This window comes from Bacillus sp. AK128, from assembly GCF_053903075.1.
In genome coordinates this window covers 164,331-187,124 of the sequence record NZ_CP096379.1, presented here as the reverse complement: position 1 = coordinate 187,124, position 22,794 = coordinate 164,331, and the positions used below count along the sequence as shown (strand labels likewise).

Genomic DNA, 22,794 nt, shown 5'->3' with positions numbered 1-22,794 from the left:
CCTTAACACTTATACATCTTCACCGTACAATTCAATGAATCTCTCAAGGTCATTTAATGTATCAAACCGCTCTATCAATGTTTCACGGTCCCAGTTCCACCATTCTATTTTTAGCAGCTTCTCTGCATAGTGCTTCGGGAACCGTTCACGAAGTGGCCTAGCTGGTACGCCCACCGCAATCATATAAGGAGGGATATCCTTTGTTACAACAGCTCCTGCTCCAATTACAGCACCAGTTCCAACTGTCACTCCCGGCATAATAATTGCACCGTGGCCAATCCACACATCATGACCAATCGTTACTTTATGAGCTTTACGCCATTGGAAAAACTCTGTGTCATCTTGTCCTAAACCATATTGCTCTCTTCGATAAGTTGGGTGGTGCTGGGTCACTCGCCACATCGGATGATTACCCGGATTCATTCGAACATGGGAGGCAATTGAACAAAATTTACCGATCTCTGCATATATGATTTGAGCATCGCCAGCGGTATAGCTATAATCTCCAAAAGTAGATTCCTGAATCATTGTATTTGGCCCAATTTCGGTCCAATTTCCTAGATCACTTAAATGCACGATTGAGCTTGGATGAATTGTTGGGCTTTCACTTAATTGTTTCATTGCAGTCTATCCTTTCAGCTTAAATTTCCGACTAGAGAAGGAAATTGATAGTTCATTTGACAAACAACAATACCATTAACTAAAACAGTTTTTAATACAGGACGTGTTCCTTGTTCAGACACAATTAAAAGGTCTGCCCTCTTACCCATTTCAATAGAACCCACTTCATTGTCGATTCCTAAAGCCTTTGCTGGATTGATTGATACCATATTAATAGCCTCATGGATTGGTAGGTTATGCTGATGATACAGCTTAAAAGCTGCATGTAACAGAGATGACGGATAATAATCCGAGCAAAGGATATCGACTGCTCCATTTTGGATGGCTTCTAAAGCTGAAAGATTTTTACTATGCGATTTTCCAAGGAGGGCATTAGGGGCACCCATTACCACATATAAACCCATTTCCTTTGCTCTCTTAGCGACTTCTAGTTCAATTGGAAACTCACTAATTGTTGCATTCCAGCTTTTCACGACTAACAATTTCTCAACCGTATCGTCATCATGAGAAGCAATTGGTATTCCGTTTTCTATTGCCAAATGGGCTAATTGCTCAATCACATCTGAATCTAATTTTTCCTGAAGTAAGCCATGTTGAATCATGCTCTCTGCTTGTTCTTCCGTATAATGACGATGTTCAACTAAGAGCTTCTTATGAACCTCAATATCACGGAATTGTCCTTGACCTGGCGTATGATCCATAAAGGATAGTTGATCAATCTTTCCCGCTTTGATTAATTCTTCAACATCATGTACGGCACTCGTATTCGAGATTTCATAACGAAGATGAGTCTTATGACGAATCAAATGCTGCCCTTTTGACCGTTCATGGATTTCCTTAATAAGATCCATCACCGTTTGGTTTTGTCTCATCCACTTTTTTGCATACTCTTCCATTAATGAAAGAGAATGATAGATAGTAGTAATCCCTTCTCCAACCAGTTTCTTTTCAAGTTCATAGAAGGAAACCTCTAACGGAAAAATACTACTTGGTCTAGGTTCCATTTCAATCTCAATGGCATCACTATGTGAATCTACTAAGCCAGGAATCACCCAGCTTCCATTTGCATCGATATCCCTTGAATGTACTGAAACCAATGATCTATCTTCAATGTTTACAATCATTCCATCTTCTATTTCAATGCAACCATTTGAAATAACCTTACTAGGCGTTACAATTTTTGCATTTACGATTCTAAATGTGTTGCTCATTTTCATCACCTCAAGGCTTTTTTATACGTGTAAAAGAGAGTGAACCAGTTGCTGTGTATAAGGATGCTCTGGATCTTCTAATACTTGATCTGTTAGACCATGCTCTACTATTTGTCCATGTCTCATCACAATCGTTCGATCAGCCAGCATCCTAATGACACCTAAATCATGCGAAACAACAATCATGCCCACATTAAACTCACGTTGAATCTTTCGAATTAAATCTAAAACCCTTGCTTGAACCGATAAATCTAAGCCTGTTGTCACTTCATCTAGCAATAAAATAGAAGGGTTGTTAGCAAGAGCTTTTGAGATTTGAACACGTTGTTGCATACCACCACTAAAGTTTTTTGGTAATTCATCCATCCTTGTTAGCGGAATTTCCACATGATTTAATAGCTCTGCAGCTCGTTTCCTGATATCTCTTACGTGAAAAGAGCCAGAAGCAATTAATTTTTCAGCAATATTTCCACCACTTGAAAATGACATCTTCAACCCTAACCAAGGATTTTGATACACCATTCCCATTAAGTAATTGCGAATATACCGTTTTTGCTGAGATGACTCTTCAAAAACATTAACTTCTCCCTCTTTATAAGAAGAAATTCTAGCTATACCTGATGTCACCTCATCATCAAAATATAAGCTTTTAACAAGTGAGCTTTTTCCAGACCCACTTTCTCCAACAATCCCCAAAATCTCTCCCTTATAGAGCTCAAGGTTAACATCCATACAAGCCCACACACTTCCACATGAGAGACAGCGATTGTCTTGTCCTGTAAACATTTGAGGTGTTTGACAGCTGGGGCAACCTTTTCCGTAACGCTTATTTAGGCCTTTTACTGTTAAAAGAGGAGTTTCAATCATTGTGATACCCCCTTTTTCTCCTGTTGAATTGAACAATAGCCAGTGTCAGAGCACTGGTATTTCTTATCTCCTGTATTCGAATCGTACAATTCATCAAGATACACATTTTCACTGCCACATAGATGACATGACAAGCCATTAAAATTTTCCACTTCAAATGGATAGTCTTCAAATTGTAATGGCCTTACATCAGTAAATGGAGGAATCGCATAAATCTTCTTTTCTCGACCTGCCCCAAAAAGGTAAAGCCCTTCAGCTTGATGTAGCTTTGGTAAGTCAAAACGCGGGATTGGACTTGGATTGAAAATATAGCGTTCATTCACCATACTTGGGTAATCTGCCCCAATGGTTATTTCTCCGTACAGTACAATGTCTTCATATAATCGTAGCCACATACTGCTATAATCCATCTCTGCATGCAACCGTTTTGTTTCACTTTCTTTTGCTTCTACTCTTCGCAATGGCTCTGGAAGTGGAACTTGCAGTACTAAAATTTGATCCTCGCGTAATGGAACCTCAGGTACACGATGACGAGTTTGGATGATAGTTGCTTCTTCAGAATCGTTTGTTGTTGGAATACCTGTGCATTTTCCTATTAATTGCTTAATGCTAACCGCATTTACACTATCATCATGTCCCTGGTCGATTACCTTCAATTTGTCCTGCTCACCAATTAACGCCAAGGTTAATTGAAGTCCCCCTGTTCCCCAGCCTCTTCCGATTGGCATTTCTCTTGAAGCAAAAGGAACCTGATACCCTGGAATAGCAATTGCCTTTATAGTGGCACGACGAATTTCTTTTTTAGAGCCTTCATCTAAAAAGGCAAAATTGTATATTTGCTCAAGCTGCCCACTCATGAAAATTCAACACCTCTCTATGAATGACTAAATGATACTTCATGACCTTGTTGGCCTATTTTATTACTTGCCTTTGTCCCTTCTTGAACTTGCCGGATCCGGTCAAGCATCGATTGGAAGGTAATATAGTGTGGAAGCTTCAAATGAGAGACAAATCCGTGTGCTTCCACACTATCGATATGTAATAGAACAAATTCCTCATCTTGCGTTGGCGTCTGCCCTGTTGTCGCTAAGCTTCTCTCTAAAATGGCCATCGCAATTGCCTTTACCTCGTTTTGACCAAACGTCAGGCCATAGCCGAGCATAAATTCGATTTCTCCTCGATTATTTTGTGTAAACGAGTTGATTGTTTCGACTTCTGTTACCATGATTTCCCCGATGTAAACAGAATCCTCTTCTTCCTTACTAAACGGATAAGGTATATGCACATCGGTGTACCCTACTCGTAATTCTCCAATTGTTGGGTGAACCACCCCATACCCTCTCATACTGCTATATGCAAGAGCAGTCATCGCTCCTGTTTCCCCTCTTGTTAAAATTTGCAAACGAGCAGAGCGAGGTGCTGGGAATGTCAGCTTTTCCCTTGTCACATCGAATGGCTCTGATTCATTTATTGAGACATTACCCAGTAACCCTTGCTCTCTTAAAAGCTCAGCTACTTTTTGATAAGTCACGTCACCCTCATCTATAGTTAAATCAAACTCTTCCAAAAAGTCTTGGAGAGGCTCTTTTTCCTCCTGTCGTAGATCAAAATTTAATAATCGATGCGTATAATCATAGGTAGGTCCTAGCAATTGTCCACCTGGTATATCCTTAAATGAGGAAGAAATCCGACGAATCACTCGCATTTTACTTGGATCTACGGTTAGTGAATATTGCGTTCTTTGTAAGGTTGAACGATATGCTCTTAACAGAAATGCAGCTTCTGCCGGATCCCCTTCTGACTGTTTTAAGGCTAGTGCCGCATATTCAGGAGCATACAGTCCTCCCTCACCCATAACACGGTCAATTAATAACCGAAATTGATTCTTTATTTCCGAGGTTTCTAACACTTTTTTCACACTTGAAAGTCGGTATTCTTGGACAAGTCTTGCTGCCTGTTCAATTGCTTTTTGGCCTCCGGTTACAGCTACATACCCCATACATGATCCTCACTTTCTAACTTCGTCGTTCTTGGGATTGCAATCATATCGCCATTTGATGAGACAATAATAAGATCAATGCCAATTGGAAACTCTTTGTTAATTTTCTTTCTAACCTTAATGAAATTGGAAGGTAGACCCTCTATATAACAACTAGAATTCTCTTTAATTCCAGGTCCAGACATCACTAGCTTCTTTCCGTGTGGCCCAAATGAAGATACCTCTTTTACATGAAAAATTAAAGTTGCGCTATTATGTGGGTCTGTCAAAGTTCCACACTTTACCTCATTCATTAAGTCCAGTAAGTCTCCTTCTGATAGGGAATATGGAATAAATATATAATCAGCCGTTTGTACCGCTTCAGTTGTACTAAAGGTACTCCACTCTAAATACTGTGCTGTTTTTCCTTTTTCATCACCTACCAAATGAAAAGATACTTCGCGATCAAGTAATGTATAAGCCAGTGCAATCAATTCTTTTGATAGACCAGTGTTCTCATCAATATATCTAGTGGACTCTTGAATGGAGACTATTTTCCCAGGCCTTGCCATACTATCAACTAGTAAACGAAAGATTTGCTGAGTGCCATGTATAAAATCAAAGGTTTCATTATTAACTTTTGGCATTATAATCCTCCATTGTGTCAAAATTCACTCTCGAACTAACCGCCATTGCTTGTTCTTTTTGATGTTTTCGTTTAATGGACATTGCCTCTTCCTCGAGTATGGGTAACCATTCCTGTACAATTGGTAAACCTACATTAAACACCGCATCAATGACTGCAATTTGATAGGAACGTTCAAATTCCTCCCCCATAATCGTTCCCATTCCGTACATACCATCAATGGAAACGGTACATTCCGTAACGAGAACCTCTCCCATGTAAAATGGTTGCATGGATACGGAATCTCTTACTTTTAACATAATTAATCCGGTCTTCGGTTTACGCTCTATTTTAATAACTACTAACTCTTCTGCTTGTAATGATAATTGCTTTAGTAATTCTGGATTTCCTTCCACTAAGATCTTGGTTAATTCTGATTTTTTCATAGATTAGACGGATCTCCTTTCCAATAATACTTTCAATTTTCTTTCACACATTCAATCTATCTTATTGACAAGTTACAAAGGTTACAGGTTTGTAAAACATACATTTACATCTGATTTAGAGGACGTTGCAGGTACTTTTTGTTTTGGGGAAACTAGCTCCTAGTATTTTAGTTTCTTTGTTTTCCGGAATGAACAAAAGGCGCAAGCGCCCTGTTTAGCCTCAGGCATATCAAATGTTCCAAGAAGAAGAAAAGGGCGAAATTCCCTTTTATTCTCTTGGGTTATTTGACCTCGAGGGGCTGGGGGCTGGGCGCTGGAGCTGGATTCAAATCCACTGACTCTAGTTATCCACAAATGATTTATTTTATAATTTGCTAAACAAAAAAAATACCAGACCTAGAGTCCGGTATTCTCTCTTATATAGTTGTTCTCAATCTAGATTTAATTCTCATCGCAATAAACTCTAAAATAATCGCGACGACTAAGATAAAGTATGTGATCGTTCCAATTTCACGCAAGTCATAGTAGAAGCCACTAGCCATGAACATATCAAATCCGATTCCACCCGCACCTGCTGCAGCTCCCATTGCGACAGCCACACCAAAGTTAATCTCAAAACGCATAAAGGTCCATGAAATTAAATACGTAATAGAGGACGGTATGACAGCTTGAAAGATGATTTGCCACCAGCTCGCACCACTAGCTTTTAATGCCTCAATCACACCAGTGTCTAATTCTTCAAATGACTCTGAGTAAGCTTTCGTTAAATAACCTACTGAGTGAAAGGTCATTCCAATAACAGCTGCGACACTGCCAAGTCCTGCTGCCACGGCAAAAATCAACACCCATAGTACCGTTGGAATTGCTCTAATAAAAGCAATGATCCCTTTAATAGTGTTAGACAACGCTTTATTTGATAGGTTTTGAGCAGATAACAATCCAAGCATAAGTGCGATTACTGACCCAAACAAGGTTGTAAGGACTGCAATTCCAAGCGTAATCAGCACCTGATAAGCAGCATGCCAAAACGTGAAATGAGAAAAATGGGGTTGAAAAAACATAACACCAAAATTTTGAAGTGTTGAAAACACTCCACCTATAAAACTAATATCCTTATAATCAAAGGTTATAAACCCATAGATTGTTAAAATAACTAGGCTAATTAAAGTGGTTCGAATCACCATTGTTTCTTTTGTAATCGGCTTGATTTTTATCCGTTTCACGGAAGATGACGGTATTTGACCATTTGGACCAGTTGCAACTGGCTTAACTTGAAACCCCACTACAAAATCACCCTTCTTACATAGTTTGAAATATATTCAATGATAAAAATAGAAATGATAATCGTGACTACAACTAAGCTTGCAGAATTGTAATCCAAGCTTTTGTAATAGAGATTGAAAGAGAATCCAATCCCAGTACCAGTTAAAATACCTACAAGCGTGGCACTACGTATACTGGTTTCAATCGTAAATAACAGCCAGCTAATCATTTGAGGAATACTAGCTGGAATGACAGAATGAATAATGATAGATAAATAGCTTGCACCTGTAGCCGTCAATGCTTCTACAGAGCTATTACTCACTTCATCGATGGTTTCGATAAAAGCTCTTGTTAAGAATCCAAATGATACAAAGAATAAAGCAAAATAGCCGGTTAACGAGCTTTGACCAAAAGAAAATAAGAGAATCATTGCCCAAGCTGCAACATCTATATTACGGAATAGTGTCGCAATTCCACGAGCAAACGTCCCAAGGAAATTATTGACTCTCGTCGTATTTGAACCTAAAATCGCAAAGATTAGGGCAAATAGACCTGCACCTGTTGAAGCAGCAAGGGAGATAAGAATGGTCTCCTGTAGTTTTCCCCAAATTCTAGGTAGCTTTTCAAGGGATTCTGCATTTGGATAAAAATTATTGACACCCCATGCAATTGCATCAGGAATAGATGTAAATCCTTTCACGATATCATATTCTGTTATCGCCATACTTCCGTACGTCACGAGTAAGAGGATTCCAATTAAAAGTAGTGAGTTGACTCTCTTCTTTAAAAAGAATTTATCCTGCATTTTTCCCACCTACATCAATCATCAGCTCATCTGCCTCTGATCCATAAATTTGTTGAATTTCATGATTTGTAATAAGGTTTGGTGGTCCATTATAGACAACCTTTCCCTTACTAACTCCAATAATCCGATCAGAATACCTAAGGGCAACATCAACTTGATGGAGGTTGATTAAGACCGTAATACCCATCGAGGTAGAAATGTTTCTCAAATGATCCATTATTACCTTAGATGAATTTGGATCTAATGATGCAATAGGCTCATCACATAAAAGCATTTTAGGATCTTGAATTAACGCTCTCGCAATCCCTACACGTTGCTTTTGTCCACCACTCAACTGATCGCAGCGCTTATACACTTGATCATCTAATCCTAATAACGATAAAATATGCAGGGCATGGCGTTTTTCTTCTTCTGTATAAATACCAAGTGCTCCCGTAACCACTGACTTGTAGCCGAGTCTCCCATGAAGAACGTTCTCAATCACACTTAAACGATTGACTAAGTTGTAATGCTGAAAAATCATCCCAATCTTCGTGCGCAACTTACGGAGTTCCTTCTTTTTTAATTGCAATACGTCCATTTCATCAAAGGCAATTTCTCCACTAGTTGAATCAATCATTCGATTAATACAACGAAGGAGAGTTGACTTCCCGGCTCCTGAAGGACCAATGACGGAAACAAACTCTCCTTCTTTTACAGAGAAGCTAACATCAGATAACGCTAACGTATCTTTCCCATATTGCTTTGATACATTGTTTAATTCTAATAACGTTGTCATGATAAACTCCTTTTTATTTAGGCTGTGTTAAACTTCGTTGTTGATTTTCGTTGCAGGACACTCGCTTTCCGTGGGGCGTGCGGTGAGCCTCCTCGGCTGCGCCTGTGGGGTCTCACCTGTCACGCTACTCCCACAGGAGTCTCGCGTCCTTCCACTTCTATCAACTGTGCAAAAAAATCAACATTGTACTTTAACATAGCCTTTATTTAAAAATGACAACTATCCACCCAAGTGTGATGACTTGCTGGATGGATAGTGCTTTGATTTTTTATAAATTAGTTACCAGATAACTCTCTTACTGGGTTAAACCAAGCATCTTCTACTTCTAAAAAGCGCTCTTGATCAGACTTAGAGAATAAGCCTTTAACTTCTGAATCTTTTGGAATGAAAATCGTTTGATCGTTTGCTACTTCATCAGAAGTGAATGCTTCTTTCATTGCAGCAACATCTTCTTCACTAAGTGTTTCTGTGTTTACAACGAATGGTGCATTTAATACTGGTGTAACTGAGATGGAAACAAATTGCTCACCAGGGATTGTGTTGAAAGGCTCTGCAGCATCTGCTAATACTTCGTACACAGATCCTGGACGATTCCATTCTCCTTCTACTACTTCAATGTAGTTCTTTACACAAACATCACAGAAAGCAGCAACGTCTGCTTTGTCAGTTAATAAGTTAACTGCAGATCCTTGGTGAGATCCACCATATAACACTTCACTAAAGAACGCTCCACCTTCTAATAAATCTTCAGCCGTCAATTCTTTATAGTCATCTTGCTTACTGAAATGTGACACGATTCCAGCAGAAGGTACTTTAAATCCTGAAGTAGAACTGTTAGAAACAAATGAGAATTTCTTGTCAGCAATGTTATCTATAGAGTAGTTATCTCCATCTTTGTACTCACCTTCATTACCTTTTTTAACATTTAACCAGCTGTAGTAAACAGCGTCATCTAACGTTCCAGATGCACCTGAAGATACAACTAATGGAAGTACTTTGTCATTTTTATTATGAGCTTCAACATAACCTTGAGCTCCCATGAATGCTACGTCAGCATTGCCATTTGCAATTGACTCGATTGCAATAATATAGTCAGTTGTTGTTTTATGTTCAACCTTTTTACCAGTAGCTTCTTCAATGACTTTACCTAGTGCATCACGAGAATCCTTTAAATCCGCACCTGATTCGTTTGGATACCAAGCAATCGTAATCGTATCCTTTTCACTAGACTCACTTCCAGTTTCTGTATCCGTACTTGTTGAACCAGTTGATGATGAACATGCTGCAAAAATTAAAGCGAACGATAAAGCTAACAATGATAAAAGTGCTTTTTTCATTAGTGGTGTTTCTCCTCTCGTTTTTCAAAAAATGTTTATAATCATCATTGGCAGAACCAATGTTGATGACAGCCTATATGTAGAATGACTAACATTCTAAAACTCTACTAAACACTTGTGCATATCCCCTCTAACTCGCGCGACACTATACTCAATCGGATGCCCACTTGGATGATTCATGATGCTTTCAATTTGTACAATCGGAATGCTTTCCGGTATCTCAAGAAAATCTGCATCCTTCATCATCGGAAGGCTCGCTTGGAAAGTAGAGCTTGAGCGGATAGGTCGTAATTGATAGTGTTCTAGTAAGATTCCATATAAGGAATGGAACTTATAGAAATGTTCTTCTAAATTCGGAACCTCTGATTCTGGAAAAACCGTTGTGGTAATCGAAATTGGTTTTCCATCGATATACCTTAGAATTTCAAGACGATATACAAACTCATTACCTTGTAAAGCTAGCTGCTCTTTCTCATTTGGAGTCGGTTCACCTTTTTTCCAATCTAGCAGTTTGCTTTTATGCTGAATTCCTTGACTTTCCATATTTTCAGAGAAACGAGTTTGAGACGACAATACATACAATATAGGTTTAGGTATCTGGTTGACATAGCAGCCCTTACCTTGTAAAGGAGTCACCCATCCTAGGTTAGTAATTCTAGCAATTGCCTGTCTCACTACATGCCTATTCACATTGAACTGACGGCAAAGCTCATTTTCGGATGGGATCTTTTGATCCACTTCATAAACACTTGAACGAATATTATGAATTAAGAACTCAGCAATTTCTAAATGCTGAAGAGGCTCCTCCCGAATTTTCGTCATTCTCTCTCCCCTTTCATCTGCTTACAAAACTTATACTAACTTGTTAACAAGTTAGTATGGTTAAGCTGTTGTTAAAAACTCATAAAGTTAAATGGGATTTGTACATATATGGAAAACATTTCATCCCCTTTTTTACAATTCATTTACACTTTAGACAATCAACTCCAAATAGGTAATTGCTGACTCACAGGTTAGTTACGAGAACCAAGCTAGAAAATGCGATCAGCAATTAGGATTCACAATATGATTAGGTAAACAAGAACCATCGAAAGTTTATTAGTTTGTAAAAATTTACAACAAAAAAACCCTTACCAGTATTCCTGATAAGGGGGTTGGTGTTATCTACTAACTTCCAAATTAAAGCTTAAATCGACTTACGAGCACCTGTAACTCTTCTGACATGGATGCTAGTGCCTGTGCGGAAGCAGTGATTTCTTCCATAGAGGCTAGCTGTTCTTCAGCAGATGCTGCCACTTCTTCTGAACTTGTTGTGTTAGATTGTGATAGGCTAGCAATCTCATTTGCAGAAGCAGAAACCTCTTGGATGCTAGCAGAAATTTCTTCAACGGTTGCTGTTACTTCTTCAACCTGAGGTGTAATATTTCTTGTACTTTCTAATATAACGTTAAATTTGGCAGATGTTTGCTCAGAAACCTTCACACCATTTTCTGCGTTATTCATCACTTCACTCATGATTTTTACCGATTCGGAAGTATCCTTTTGGATCAGTGTGACAAGGTTTCCGATATTTTGTGTGGATTGTTTTGATTGTTCGGCAAGCTTTCTGACTTCATCAGCTACTACCGCAAATCCTTTACCATGCTCACCAGCTCGAGCTGCTTCAATCGCAGCATTTAAGGCTAAAAGGTTCGTCTGTTCAGCAATAGCCGTAATGACGTTTAAGATTTCACCAATCTCTTTAGAGCGCTCTGATAATGTGCCGATCACCTGATTAGAACGATTAACGGATTCATGAATAAACTTCATTTGCTTCAGGTTTTCACTAACAATTTTCCCACCATCCTCTGCTTCTGCATTCGTTTGTCTAGATAGCTCAGACACAACCGAAGCACTTTCAGAGATTCTTACTACTCCTTCTAACACTTCTTGTAAAGCAGTGGAGTTTTTGTCCATCTTCCTAGTTGTTACATCTGCTCCACTAGCAATCTCTTGGATTGAAGCAGAAATGGTTTCAGTTGCTCGACTAGATTGCTCGGCACTTGCATTAAGCTGTTCGGCCGAAGCTGCCACCTGGTCGGCATTATTCGCAATACTACCAATCATTTCACTTAGATTGTTAGTCATTCGCTCAAAGGATTGATTTAATTCATAGATTTCATCTTTACTTTTTATGTTTATTTTTTCTACATTTAAGTCCCCTGAAGCTACCAATCCTACTACTTTACCAAGTTGGACAATTGGGTTTGCTATGAATCTAGAGATGATAATTCCGGCACTAATTGCTAATAATGCCGCAATAGAGCTAAGAATTAACACTTGTGTCACAGCTGCTTGAGACTTTTCTTTTGTTTCAGCTACTTTATTTACTAAGATATCGTCCGTCAACCACTTTTGAAAGGACTTTGTCTGTTCGATTAATTTATCACTAGTAGGTAAAAGTTGTTCTTTTCCATCCTTAATAGCTTGGTTTCTGTTTGTGTAGATGGAAGATAAGATTCGATTGGCATTTATACTAAACTCTTGATTAGAGTTTTCGATTTCATCTAAACGATCCTGTGTTTCCTGTAAAGTACCTAACTCTCTTGCTCTTACTATTAATTCATCAATCGAAGCATTGGCTTGATTCATCACTTCGATATAATCAGAATCTACGTACAGTAAGTATGCTGTATATGAACTCAACTGAACTTCCGTATGATACTGAATTTCTTGAGAAATAGACCTAATTTCAGATACCCTGTCTATCAAATAATCATATGCTTCATTCGTTTCTTTCATATTTTGGAATGAGGAAAAAGAGGCTAAACCAAAAATCAAAGTAACCAATATAAAACTACCAATAAGTTTTTGTTTAATGCTTATTTTCTTGCTAAATCTTTGCTGCATCTTTCGGTTCATGATGAGTTCTCCCTTTGCGATTTAGTATTCTAAATTAATTTCTTTGCTGCTCTGCCATTTCAGCATAAAAAAAGGCAAACAGAATTATCTCTGTTCACCATTATGGATCAGAAAATTATTCTTGGCGGCTAGGCTACCATAGCATCTACCTTAGGTCCTTCGCTTTGCGTCCTTATTTTTCAATAAGTTTGCCTTTTTCAATATTTTTAATGTAGTGCTAAATTTCACTATATCACTATATCATATATTAGTTAAAAGTACCTACATTTTTATGTCCGTTTTAAAAATTTTCAAGGAATAAATACCCACATCTATCATTTTCCAAAAACCACTAAAAAACCCCTTATTTGCTTTATATGCTAATAAGGGGTTCTGATTTTTTATAATGGTTGTAAAGCTACTGTATCTTTCTTCCTTAGCTCTTCTACCATGCTTAGCCATTCTGCTGGCTTATCTGGTAGTACTGAGTAATAAGTAGAAAGGAAATCAACTACTAGAGATGCTGGTAGTTCAGTTAGCTCTTCACTCATTGGCATGAAGCAAAGGTCTAAACCAGATACGGCTGCTCCATTGTTTTCCCATGAAGGGTGGACATATTTAAAATCTAGACGTTGGTAGCCTAGGTGTGATAATACTTCACGACGAACGAATGGATTCATCATGGGAACCCCACCGAAATCAAAGTCCTCTTTTTGATAAGGATCATAGATTTCAGCAAACATACCTTTAAGCTGCTGGCCACCATTTTCGGCAGCAAGCTTCTGAAGGTGAGATAAACGATTATTAGCCAAGAAGCGTCCTAGGCTTAGCCCCGCTTGACTTACGATCGTGAAATCAGTCATTGCTACATTCCACTGTGGATAGTAGCGGTACTCCGTGATTCCAACCACCTTACCTTCATGAACAGCCACATATACAAAAATAGCTGGATCCTCTAACGGCTCTTTCCAAAGGGAGAATTCTAGTACCTCTTCTGGAGGAAATACTTCTTTCATTAGATCGTGTAATTGCTTAAATAATGGATCGTCTATACTTTGAACTCTTACATATTCCATTGTTTAAATCTCCTTCTCTGGTAGATTATCCGTTAATTTTAATATCGTGCCAATCTGTATAAAGGTCTGTTCTGCGATCTCTCCACGTTGTAACCGATCCTTTTTCACGAACTTCATATAAAAGGCTTAAATCTAAATCTGCCGTTACAAGCATGTCATTATTCAACTCACCTTCAGCTAACAAACCTTGCGGTGGGAATGGAATATCGTTTGGCGTAATGATTGCCGCCTGACCAAAATTCGCTCTCATAAAATCAACAGTTGGTAGGGAACCGACTGTTCCCGTTAATACCACATACACTTGGTTTTCAATGGCACGTGCATGACTTGTGTAACGAACACGGTGGAAGCCGTGACGGTCATCTGTACAAGAAGGAACGAAGATTACATCTGCTCCTTTTGCTTTAGCAATTCGAACAATTTCAGGAAACTCTATATCATAGCAGGTTAAAACTGCGATTCTTCCTTTTTCAGTGTCAAACACTCTAAAATCATTACCCGCAGCCATATTCCATTCGTGTACCTCAGTTGGTGTAATATGAAGCTTTGCTTGCTCCTCCACACGACCATCTGGGTAAAATAAATGTGCAACATTGTATAACTTATCATCTCTGTTGATCACATGAGTACCACCAATAATATGCATCTTGTGAATTAAAGCTAATCTAGTAAATAACGTAATATATTGTTCAGTAAAACCAGGAAGCTCATTAATGGTTAAGCCTGTTCCATGATTACTGCCAATTGATAAAAGCTGTGTCGTTAAAAACTCAGGGAACAATACAAACTCTGAACCATATTCAGCTGCTGTTTTTACGTAATGTTCACATTGTGCAGCAAATTCCTCAAAAGACTGAATGGTATGCAAGTGATACTGAACTGCAGAAACACGATATTTCATCTATCTACCCCTCTCAAAAACAATTTAATTTGATTATAAACATTTCACATGAAATCTCAAGGGATATTGCTCAAATACATTAAATTCCACACATTTTAACCCTTTAAAGCAGTGGGGGCCAGGCCCCCACCGCTTTAAAGTACTAAACACTCTCTATATTTTCATTGAATATAATCCTGCAAGAAAGGTTTTGATTAGGAGATGTAGGCTTTTGTCTAGGTCTACGGGTAGGCCGAATGCTTGTTTTTGTTCGAGGGAGGCAAATCCGTGGAGTAGGCTTCGTAAGCCTCGTACGGCATGGATGGCGGCTTCCTCATCTAGCTTGTAATCTTTTAGGACTTGTATAATCAGCTCGACAATACTGTTTCCTGCTTGTTGGATTTCGGTGTCCTCTGGGTTGGGGGCAGCTAAGGTTAGTTCATATAGGCCTGGGTTTTGTCGTGAGAATTGTATATAGGCAATCGACATTGCATGAACGGCCTCGTCACCCGTTTTATTCATGACAGCTATCTTTAAAACATGTAATAACCGGTTCATACCAGTCAATGCTAATTCACTTCTTAAATCATCCAATCCTTCAATGTGGTTATACAAAGATGGGGTTCTTATATTTAATCTTTTGGCGAGCGTTGCAAGAGTAACGCCTTCCATTCCTTCATGATTGGCTAGCTCAACTGCAACTTCTATAATCGTTCCTTTATCTAATCCCATTCTTGGTGACATGCTTATCTCTCCTTATTTACTGCTCGAAATGCAGCTTCAATTGCTAGATCTATAGATTGTACTGGATCCTTTATCATTTTCCCGTGTCCTACCGCTAATAAACTTGGATTAAGCTCTCTAATCTTCTTGGCACTGTCTATCGCTACTTCCTTATTCCATGTTGCCATGGCTGGAAAAGGAAACACAAGGTTTAGCTTACCTGAAACAGCCAATCCTCCTTTTGTTTGAAAAGCATCACCCGCGACAAGCGCTTTACTTCTCGTATCAAAAAATGACATTGAACCTGGTGTATGACCAGGAGTGGATACCACCAACAACGAGCCAATCCGGTCTCCATCCTCTAACAATATATCTGGACGAGTTTTCACATTCTTCGGAACCCCACCTTTAATAGGCGTACCCGGTTCATTTGGATCAAGTGACTTATCTCCCACTAGCAACCGGGAATCTCGTTTAGAAAGATACACCGGAACATCAGGATATAGTTCCTTCAATGAATCTAAACCTAAAACATGGTCATCATGGGCATGAGTCAGAACAATCCTTACAATCGGTTTCCCAATCTCCTTCGCAGCAGCAACAATCCCCTTCACACTAAACTTCATTCCTGTATCTATTAACGTCAAACCATCCTCTTCCTCTACAAAGTAACAATTCACCGGAAAAATAGTCGGCATAAATGCTATTTGATAAATAGAACCAACACGAGTTAATCTCAAGTTTATCCTCTCTCCTTTTTAAAAACTAATATCATTAGTTTTATAATAAACTAACACCATTAGTTTTTACAAGAGGTTTTTACCATAAAGAAAATAACACCTCTAAAATGGGTGTTATCCTTGAACTTTCTCTTGTCGCCTAAATTGAATTTTCCGAATTACTTGATTAACCACCTCAGAGGAAACCAGTCCGATCGCAATTGCCCCTGAAATTAAAAAAACCTTTACCGCAGATTCAATCGCAAAGTTATACTCATTCGATACAATATTGCGCATCGCGTCATAAGCTAACCCACCAGGAACGAGTGGAATAATGCCCGCTACAGAAAAAATAATAATCGGAGTCTTATATCGTCTTGCGAAAAACTGACTAATGAATGCGATAAAAAATGCAGCTGCATAGGTTGCAATGACTACATCAACCTTAAATTCAACTAGTATAAAATAAATCATCCAACCTACCATTCCAACAAATCCACACTTCACCAAGCTAGTTTTCGGTGCATTAAATAAGATCCCAAAAGCAGCTGATGCAATAAAGCTTGTGACCACTTGTTGAATCCACATAGCAGCACCCCCATCTTAAAATAGTAAAATCACCATCGAAATACCGCCACCAATAGCTGTTGCTGTTAAAAAGGCTTCAGCACCTTTGGAAATTCCCGAAACCAAATGACCTGCCATTAAATCACGAACTGCATTTGTAATCAATAGACCTGGAACAAGTGGCATCACCGAGCCGATAATAATTTTATCTAGCTCCTGCCCTACTCCCGTCACCACAAATAATAAAGCCAGTAAACCAATCACTAAGGAAGCAGAGAACTCTGCGAAAAACTTAATTTCAATCGCACGATTTATATAATCAGAAACGATAAAGCCGATTCCTCCGGCTATACAGGCAGGGAAAAAATCGCTCCAACCACCTTGGAACATGACAAGGAAACATCCGCTTGCAATAGCAGCTGATAAGATTTGTAGCCACAATGGAAAAGATTCGTTGGAACGATCAACATGTAATAGTTGCTCAAGCGCTTCATCTAATGAAAGTTCCCCATTACTAATACCTCTTGAAATGCTGTTGACCACTGTGACTTTATGTAAATCCGTTGTACGACTCATAATCCTTACTAACTTCGTTGGCTCTGGACCACCTGTAGAAAAGATAATCCCAGTGGGCGTCACATAACTCTCGGAATAGTTAATTCCAAATGAAGCAGCAATTCTGGCCATCGTATCTTCTACCCGATACGTCTCAGCTCCACTCTGCAGCATGATTTTACCTGCTAGTAAGCATACGTCAATAATGTCATAGCGCCTTTGTTGTTCTTTTTCTTTCATGAGTATCACCCTAATTTGAATATTCACCTAAACCTACGGTAACATACCTTTATTTTTACAGCATCACTTTCACTCTAAATTCTTTGAAAAAAAGACAAAAAACCCTTAGCCAATATATGACTAAGGGTTCTACATTATTTCGAAAACTGTACACGATGTAAATTCGCAAAAATGCCACCTTTAGTTAACAGTTCATCATGACTACCTTCTTCAGCAATTCCATCCTCTGTAACCACAACAATTTTGTCAGCGTTACGAATCGTTGCAAGTCGGTGAGCAATCACTAGAGTTGTTCGATCCTTCGCAAGCTCTGCTAATGCCTGCTGAATAATCATTTCTGTTTCTGTATCTAGTGCTGATGTAGCTTCGTCTAGTATTAAAATCGGTGGATTCTTCAGGAACATTCTAGCAATCGCAATACGTTGCTTTTGACCACCAGACAGTTTAAGTCCACGCTCTCCAATTTGGGTATCATATCCAAATGGTAAAGAGTTTATAAAGTCCTCTAAATGTGCTCGTCTAGCCGCATCCGCAATTTGTGCATCTGTTGCACCTAGCATTCCGTATGCAATGTTTTCACGAAGCGTCCCTGTGAAAAGGAAAACATCCTGCTGAACAATTCCGATTTGAGAGCGTAACGAATGCTTCGTCATTTTTCTAATATCCATCTGATCAATTGTTATCGACCCTTCATTTACATCATAAAAACGAGGAATCAATGAACAAATCGTTGTTTTCCCAGCACCAGAGGGTCCAACGAATGCAACCGTTTCTCCCGCTCTAATATTTAGATTAATATGTTCAAGCACGGTCTTATGTTCATCATAACGGAAGCTTACATCGTTAAACCTAATGTCCCCACGAAGGTTGGGTACTTCAACTGCATCCTTTGCATCCTCCACCTCAGGCTCCATATCAATTAGCTCGGTAAAACGTTTAAAGCCTGCCATTCCTTTTGGATAAAGCTCCATTAAGGCACTAATTTTATCGATTGGACGTAGAAGCACGTTTATAAATAGAACGAAAGCTACTAATTCTCCATACGTTAATTCCCCAGTAAAGCTTAACCAAGCACCATACACTAACACGATTAGAATAATAAAACGAGTGAGCATGTAAACACCAGAGGAGCTAAACGACATAATTTTATAAGCATTTAACTTTGCTTGACGAAATCTCTGGTTATTTTTAGTGAACCTTGCGTTTTCAAACTTTTCATTTGTAAAAGATTGCACAACGCGCACACCAGACACACTATCTTCCACTCGTGCGTTGACATCTGCAATATCACCATACATTCTCTTCCATGCCTTATTCATCTTTAAGTTACAAAAAACAATCAGAAGTATTAAAAATGGCATGACGATAATCGATACAAACGCTAGCTTTACATTAATCGTAAGCATAATCCAAAATGCACCTAAGAACGTCATAATTGCAATAAATACATCCTCAGGACCATGGTGAGCAAGCTCTCCTAAGTCAAATAGATCGTTTGTAATACGACTCATAATATGACCGGTCTTCGTATTGTCAAAGAATCGGAATGACTGCTTCTGCACATGTTGAAACAGCTGCTGACGCATATCTGTTTCAATATTAATACCAAGCATATGTCCCCAATAGTTCACTACAAATTGAGCAAATGTACTCGTCATGTATAAAACAAAAAGTCCAATACTCACCCAAACAATCGCTGACCAGTTTTGAGTAGGGAGTAACGAATCAATAAACCACTGAACCGCTAATGGAAACCCAAGCTCCAAAAGGGCTACAAACACTGCACAACTAAAATCTAGCACAAATAACTTCTTGTGCGGTAAATAATAAGTAAAAAATCGCCGAATCATCTAGCTGTTCCCCCGTCTGTACTACTACTTTTTCTATATTGGAATTATATTTCTAATCTGACGGTTATACAAGGACTTATAACTGGACAGTTTTCCCAGAACGCATGGACTCATAGCAAGCCTCAATCGTTCTAATATTATTGATTGTTTGCTGCCCTGTATAAGAAGGCTTTCCACCTGTTAAAATAGCATTCGAAAAATGCTCGACCATCAACACATACTGATTACCACTAAAGGTCTCACTTCTTGTTTCTCCGTTTTCAGTTGTTACGATGATTTCCCCTAAACCATCCTCACGACGATCTGGTCTAAAGGCCATCGGAACAGAAATTCTCCCTTTCGTTCCTTCCACTGCATAAGGATCATTCATCGGCTGTTCAAAGCCAGAATAAATACTTGCGGTCATATTATTAGGAAACGTTAAAATTCCTGTCGCACTAGTATCAACTTGATAGGTAGGATGAATATTCGCATTCACATATACCTCAGTTGGCTCTTGACCAAGAATTAGCCTTGCAGAATGAATGCAATAACAACCTACATCCCAGACACTACCTCCACCTAGCTCCGCATTTAATCGAATATTATCGCTATCCTCAAGATTCAATTTGAAGGTGAAGGTTGATTGAAAATGCTTAACCTCTCCAATTTCACCACTCTCAATAATCTCTTTCACTCTCGCATGCAGAGGTTGAAATTGATACATAAAAGCTTCCATGAACAAAACATTATTTTGCTCACACGCATCCACCATCTCCTGCACATCCTGACTCGTTAAGGCTGCTGGCTTTTCACAAAGAACATGCTTACCTTTACTTGCCGCTTTAATTACCCATTCTTTATGTAGTTTATTTGGTAGTGGAATATAGACTGCTTGAATATTAGGATCATCTAACAGTGCATCGTAGCTTGAAAAAACATTTGGGATATCAAATTCCTTTGCTACTCCATGGACTTTATCATTACTACTTCCAATTCCGTATACATTTGCATTTGTTGCATTTTTTAATGCTGGAATAACTGCTTTTTGTGCGATATTTGCCGTGCTTAAAATCCCCCAATTAATCATAGAGGCACTCCCTTTCTGATTTTTCTATCTTTTATCATATATGAATTTGTAAAAACTGACAAAGTTTGGTTACAAACGGCATTCCTTTTTAACATGGTGTTGATTTTCACTCCAGGCACTTGCTTCCGCGGGGAGGGATGTGAGCCTCCTCAATCGAAAAGTGGAAGTGCACCGTTAGCTCCGACAAGCAAATGTTCCTTCTAGAGGGTTATTTGACCTCGAGGAGCTGGGCACTGCAACTAGACAAGCTTCGCCTGTGGGGTCTCACACTTCCCTCGATCTCCCGCAGGAGTCAAGCACCTTCCGTTTCAATCAACAGTGCATATTTAAAGGTTTTTTTCTAATTAAAAAACTAAAAAATGAGTAGCCAAAATTCAGCTACTCTCATCTTACCTCCTCGACCAATGCAATGGGCTTACCTCTGTCTCGGCAAATTCTAGTGAAGTCCGATATGGTCTAAACAACACTTGTTTATTCACGGCATATAAGTCCTGTGGACTACATAAGAACAACCCCAGTGCTTCCTTATATACATATCGATCGATTTCTTTGGCAGCTTCTTTCAACTTCAGTGGATTTACCTGAGCTGAAAATTTCTTAAACAATGCTTCAAGTTTAGGGATAATTGGCCCTGTTCGTAAAGCTCCATCTGCTCCAAAAAATTCACGATGAAAGAATGCAGGTGTGGCTTCCAAAAATAGTGACTCCGCACTGGCAAGGAGTAGATCCCAACTTGGTGTTAGCCTTTTCTCTGCAACTAGCCTCTTCCACTTCACCTCATCTTCAATAGGACAAATGGTGACCTGTATACTCATTTGTAAGGATTCCCTTAGTTGCTCTGCTAATGCTAAAGCTGGTTGTTCAAACTCCTTAAATGTAGCTATTTCAAAGGTTTTTTCTTGAGGCCAACCCGCCTCTATTAAAAGTCTTCTAGCTTCAGTTGGTTGGTATGTTCTTGGCTTTAGATCTTCTGGAAAATCGAGTGCCCATGGTGGTGTCAGTGCCGGAACTACGTCTGCATATCCAAGGAATCCTTCTTGGACAAGTCTCCCTCGATCGACTGCTAGGTTAAACGCTAGCCGAATTCGTTTATCATCATAGTCGACATCCTGCCTAAAACGATTAAAGAGTCCTGTTAACACCTTGTTCCCGTTCACATTGACTAAATTAGCATGCCTAGAAGCTAAAACCTTAGGTGCATCAATAGGTTTAACCCCTGTTACAAGATCAACCTGCCCCTCTGTTGTCACACATAAATGTAAGGCTTCATCTGGTGCTACATCATTACGAAACACAACGCGATCCAGTCTTGGTCCCCGCTTTTGATTCCAATAATAAGGATTGGCATCCAACACTACATAAGGAGCTCTTACCTCCTCTGTGGTAATCCATGTGGAAGAGAACGGCTCTTCATTGATAACAGCCTGCACATTTTGAATGGAAGAATATCCGTCTGATAAAACAAATGGACCCGTGCCCCACGGGCCAGAAGCATCCAGTACTCACCAATGTCCCTCTGCCGTACCGAGTGTCTTATAACCAAAACCGAGTTCCTGCCAAAACAGCTTATTGGCAAAATGATAACCACGTAACTTGCCTAACGCTAGTCCATCAGGCTTTGGAAAGTGAATTCTGACTTTATATTCATTAATGATTTCTAGCTTTCTCTTCTTCGGCAAATTCAACCATGTCCCTGGAGGATGAGGTGCAATCCATGGCTCCGCCTGTTCAAAGTTTCGGATCACATCTTTTATGGTAAACGGCTGACCATTATGAAAAATGACACCCTCTCTAAGATCTAGCTCTAATGTTTGTTCATCCAACCACTTCCACTTAGAAGCAAGTGAAGGAACAATTCGACCTACACGATCTGCTCGAACTGCCTCTTCCATTGTATTAAACAATACATAAAGCCAATTTAACGGCGAAGGATCCACTACATAAATCATTCCATTGCCCCTCATATAACAGCTCCTTTTTTAAAGATACTCATATATACTCGAGTCTTAATGAGGATATCCATCGTTAGGATGAATTTACAACAATTTATGGAATGCATAATAACCTAGCTGTTAATGAAAAATACGGAAGAACTGCTTTTTATTTTTTCGGCTCTGTTAATGTTTGTTGTTGATTTTCGTTCCAGGACACTCGCTTTCCGCGGGCGGGTTCGGGAGCCTCCTCGGCGCTTCACGCCTGTGGGGTCTCCTTCACCACGCTTCTCCCGCAGGAGTCTCGCATCCTTCCACTTCAATCAACTCTGCTAAACTCAACCGTGTACTTTAACACAGCCATACTTTTCAA

Annotated in this window: 23 protein-coding genes and 1 riboswitch; all 23 genes read right to left on the bottom strand. The window is 39.2% G+C overall.

Annotated features, from left to right (window positions below):
- Window positions 1-9: 9 nt before the first annotated feature.
- Complete coding sequence (locus M1D60_RS00900; RefSeq protein ID WP_456277352.1) at window positions 10-621, bottom strand: DapH/DapD/GlmU-related protein; 612 nt, start codon at window positions 619-621, stop codon at window positions 10-12.
- Between the two features lie 14 nt (window positions 622-635).
- The gene (gene phnM, locus M1D60_RS00895; RefSeq protein ID WP_456277351.1) at window positions 636-1,832 is read right to left on the bottom strand and encodes a phosphonate metabolism protein PhnM; all 1,197 of its coding nucleotides are present in this window, start codon (window positions 1,830-1,832) and stop codon (window positions 636-638) included.
- A gap of 21 nt (window positions 1,833-1,853) precedes the next feature.
- The gene (locus M1D60_RS00890) at window positions 1,854-2,705 is read right to left on the bottom strand and encodes an ATP-binding cassette domain-containing protein (protein WP_456279542.1); all 852 of its coding nucleotides are present in this window, start codon (window positions 2,703-2,705) and stop codon (window positions 1,854-1,856) included.
- Window positions 2,696-3,556 carry an alpha-D-ribose 1-methylphosphonate 5-phosphate C-P-lyase PhnJ gene (locus M1D60_RS00885; RefSeq protein WP_456277350.1) on the bottom strand — a complete coding sequence of 287 codons (861 nt, stop codon included), beginning with the start codon at window positions 3,554-3,556 and terminating at the stop codon, window positions 2,696-2,698. Before M1D60_RS00885 ends, M1D60_RS00890 begins: the two co-directional genes overlap by 10 nt.
- A gap of 17 nt (window positions 3,557-3,573) precedes the next feature.
- The gene (locus tag M1D60_RS00880; RefSeq protein WP_456277349.1) at window positions 3,574-4,698 is read right to left on the bottom strand and encodes a carbon-phosphorus lyase complex subunit PhnI; all 1,125 of its coding nucleotides are present in this window, start codon (window positions 4,696-4,698) and stop codon (window positions 3,574-3,576) included.
- Window positions 4,686-5,324: a phosphonate C-P lyase system protein PhnH gene (gene phnH / locus M1D60_RS00875; RefSeq protein ID WP_456277348.1), complete on the bottom strand. Its 639-nt coding sequence runs from the start codon at window positions 5,322-5,324 to the stop codon at window positions 4,686-4,688. The genes M1D60_RS00880 and phnH overlap by 13 nt, the downstream gene beginning before the upstream one ends.
- A complete protein-coding gene (phnG, locus tag M1D60_RS00870; RefSeq protein ID WP_456277347.1) occupies window positions 5,311-5,748 on the bottom strand; it encodes a phosphonate C-P lyase system protein PhnG in 438 nt (145 codons plus the stop codon). The genes phnH and phnG overlap by 14 nt, the downstream gene beginning before the upstream one ends.
- 416 nt (window positions 5,749-6,164) lie before the next feature.
- Entirely contained in the window at window positions 6,165-6,986 is an 822-nt protein-coding gene (locus M1D60_RS00865) for a PhnE/PtxC family ABC transporter permease (protein ID WP_456279541.1), read from the bottom strand.
- 44 nt (window positions 6,987-7,030) lie between these two features.
- Window positions 7,031-7,816, bottom strand: coding sequence for a PhnE/PtxC family ABC transporter permease (locus M1D60_RS00860; RefSeq protein WP_456277346.1), 786 nt, complete (start codon window positions 7,814-7,816; stop codon window positions 7,031-7,033).
- The gene (gene phnC / locus M1D60_RS00855; RefSeq protein WP_456277345.1) at window positions 7,806-8,594 is read right to left on the bottom strand and encodes a phosphonate ABC transporter ATP-binding protein; all 789 of its coding nucleotides are present in this window, start codon (window positions 8,592-8,594) and stop codon (window positions 7,806-7,808) included. The genes M1D60_RS00860 and phnC overlap by 11 nt, the downstream gene beginning before the upstream one ends.
- A gap of 275 nt (window positions 8,595-8,869) precedes the next feature.
- Window positions 8,870-9,931, bottom strand: coding sequence for a PhnD/SsuA/transferrin family substrate-binding protein (locus M1D60_RS00850; RefSeq protein WP_456277344.1), 1,062 nt, complete (start codon window positions 9,929-9,931; stop codon window positions 8,870-8,872).
- Window positions 9,932-10,027: 96 nt separating this feature from the next.
- Window positions 10,028-10,753 carry a GntR family transcriptional regulator gene (locus M1D60_RS00845; RefSeq protein ID WP_456277343.1) on the bottom strand — a complete coding sequence of 242 codons (726 nt, stop codon included), beginning with the start codon at window positions 10,751-10,753 and terminating at the stop codon, window positions 10,028-10,030.
- 357 nt (window positions 10,754-11,110) lie between these two features.
- Window positions 11,111-12,832, bottom strand: a complete 1,722-nt coding sequence (locus M1D60_RS00840) for a methyl-accepting chemotaxis protein (RefSeq protein ID WP_456277342.1) — start codon at window positions 12,830-12,832, stop codon at window positions 11,111-11,113.
- 120 nt (window positions 12,833-12,952) lie between these two features.
- Window positions 12,953-13,035, bottom strand: a riboswitch (cyclic di-GMP riboswitch).
- Between the two features lie 177 nt (window positions 13,036-13,212).
- A complete protein-coding gene (locus M1D60_RS00835; RefSeq protein WP_456277341.1) occupies window positions 13,213-13,887 on the bottom strand; it encodes a GNAT family N-acetyltransferase in 675 nt (224 codons plus the stop codon).
- Between the two features lie 25 nt (window positions 13,888-13,912).
- Window positions 13,913-14,788, bottom strand: a complete 876-nt coding sequence (locus M1D60_RS00830; RefSeq protein ID WP_456277340.1) for a carbon-nitrogen hydrolase family protein — start codon at window positions 14,786-14,788, stop codon at window positions 13,913-13,915.
- Window positions 14,789-14,941: 153 nt separating this feature from the next.
- Complete coding sequence (locus tag M1D60_RS00825) at window positions 14,942-15,511, bottom strand: WHG domain-containing protein (protein WP_456277339.1); 570 nt, start codon at window positions 15,509-15,511, stop codon at window positions 14,942-14,944.
- Between the two features lie 2 nt (window positions 15,512-15,513).
- A complete protein-coding gene (locus M1D60_RS00820; RefSeq protein WP_456277338.1) occupies window positions 15,514-16,230 on the bottom strand; it encodes an MBL fold metallo-hydrolase in 717 nt (238 codons plus the stop codon).
- Window positions 16,231-16,344: 114 nt separating this feature from the next.
- Window positions 16,345-16,797, bottom strand: a complete 453-nt coding sequence (locus tag M1D60_RS00815; RefSeq protein WP_456277337.1) for a threonine/serine exporter family protein — start codon at window positions 16,795-16,797, stop codon at window positions 16,345-16,347.
- A 15-nt stretch (window positions 16,798-16,812) separates the two neighbouring features.
- Window positions 16,813-17,571, bottom strand: coding sequence for a threonine/serine exporter family protein (locus tag M1D60_RS00810; RefSeq protein WP_456277336.1), 759 nt, complete (start codon window positions 17,569-17,571; stop codon window positions 16,813-16,815).
- A gap of 134 nt (window positions 17,572-17,705) precedes the next feature.
- Window positions 17,706-19,421 (bottom strand): ABC transporter ATP-binding protein, encoded by a 1,716-nt coding sequence (locus M1D60_RS00805; RefSeq protein WP_456277335.1) that lies wholly within the window; start codon window positions 19,419-19,421, stop codon window positions 17,706-17,708.
- A gap of 76 nt (window positions 19,422-19,497) precedes the next feature.
- Complete coding sequence (locus tag M1D60_RS00800; protein ID WP_456277334.1) at window positions 19,498-20,490, bottom strand: Gfo/Idh/MocA family protein; 993 nt, start codon at window positions 20,488-20,490, stop codon at window positions 19,498-19,500.
- A gap of 389 nt (window positions 20,491-20,879) precedes the next feature.
- Complete coding sequence (locus tag M1D60_RS00795; protein WP_456277333.1) at window positions 20,880-21,845, bottom strand: ABC transporter substrate-binding protein; 966 nt, start codon at window positions 21,843-21,845, stop codon at window positions 20,880-20,882.
- Between the two features lie 147 nt (window positions 21,846-21,992).
- Entirely contained in the window at window positions 21,993-22,439 is a 447-nt protein-coding gene (locus tag M1D60_RS00790; protein ID WP_456277332.1) for an ABC transporter substrate-binding protein, read from the bottom strand.
- Between the last annotated feature and the right edge of the window lie 355 nt (window positions 22,440-22,794).

Bases quoted from the DNA above. Each gene is read 5' to 3' on its own strand.
- M1D60_RS00900 (WP_456277352.1), bottom strand. From the start codon at position 621: ATGAAACAATTAAGTGAAAGCCCAACAATTCATCCAAGCTCAATCGTG.
- phnM (WP_456277351.1), bottom strand. From the start codon at position 1,832: ATGAGCAACACATTTAGAATCGTAAATGCAAAAATTGTAACGCCTAGT.
- M1D60_RS00885 (WP_456277350.1), bottom strand. From the start codon at position 3,556: ATGAGTGGGCAGCTTGAGCAAATATACAATTTTGCCTTTTTAGATGAA.
- M1D60_RS00880 (WP_456277349.1), bottom strand. From the start codon at position 4,698: ATGGGGTATGTAGCTGTAACCGGAGGCCAAAAAGCAATTGAACAGGCA.
- phnH (WP_456277348.1), bottom strand. From the start codon at position 5,324: ATGCCAAAAGTTAATAATGAAACCTTTGATTTTATACATGGCACTCAG.
- phnG (WP_456277347.1), bottom strand. From the start codon at position 5,748: ATGAAAAAATCAGAATTAACCAAGATCTTAGTGGAAGGAAATCCAGAA.
- M1D60_RS00860 (WP_456277346.1), bottom strand. From the start codon at position 7,816: ATGCAGGATAAATTCTTTTTAAAGAAGAGAGTCAACTCACTACTTTTA.
- phnC (WP_456277345.1), bottom strand. From the start codon at position 8,594: ATGACAACGTTATTAGAATTAAACAATGTATCAAAGCAATATGGGAAA.
- M1D60_RS00850 (WP_456277344.1), bottom strand. From the start codon at position 9,931: ATGAAAAAAGCACTTTTATCATTGTTAGCTTTATCGTTCGCTTTAATT.
- M1D60_RS00845 (WP_456277343.1), bottom strand. From the start codon at position 10,753: ATGACGAAAATTCGGGAGGAGCCTCTTCAGCATTTAGAAATTGCTGAG.
- M1D60_RS00840 (WP_456277342.1), bottom strand. From the start codon at position 12,832: ATGAACCGAAAGATGCAGCAAAGATTTAGCAAGAAAATAAGCATTAAA.
- M1D60_RS00835 (WP_456277341.1), bottom strand. From the start codon at position 13,887: ATGGAATATGTAAGAGTTCAAAGTATAGACGATCCATTATTTAAGCAA.
- M1D60_RS00830 (WP_456277340.1), bottom strand. From the start codon at position 14,788: ATGAAATATCGTGTTTCTGCAGTTCAGTATCACTTGCATACCATTCAG.
- M1D60_RS00825 (WP_456277339.1), bottom strand. From the start codon at position 15,511: ATGTCACCAAGAATGGGATTAGATAAAGGAACGATTATAGAAGTTGCA.
- M1D60_RS00815 (WP_456277337.1), bottom strand. From the start codon at position 16,797: ATGTGGATTCAACAAGTGGTCACAAGCTTTATTGCATCAGCTGCTTTT.
- M1D60_RS00810 (WP_456277336.1), bottom strand. From the start codon at position 17,571: ATGAAAGAAAAAGAACAACAAAGGCGCTATGACATTATTGACGTATGC.
- M1D60_RS00805 (WP_456277335.1), bottom strand. From the start codon at position 19,421: ATGATTCGGCGATTTTTTACTTATTATTTACCGCACAAGAAGTTATTT.
- M1D60_RS00800 (WP_456277334.1), bottom strand. From the start codon at position 20,490: ATGATTAATTGGGGGATTTTAAGCACGGCAAATATCGCACAAAAAGCA.
- M1D60_RS00790 (WP_456277332.1), bottom strand. From the start codon at position 22,439: ATGATTTATGTAGTGGATCCTTCGCCGTTAAATTGGCTTTATGTATTG.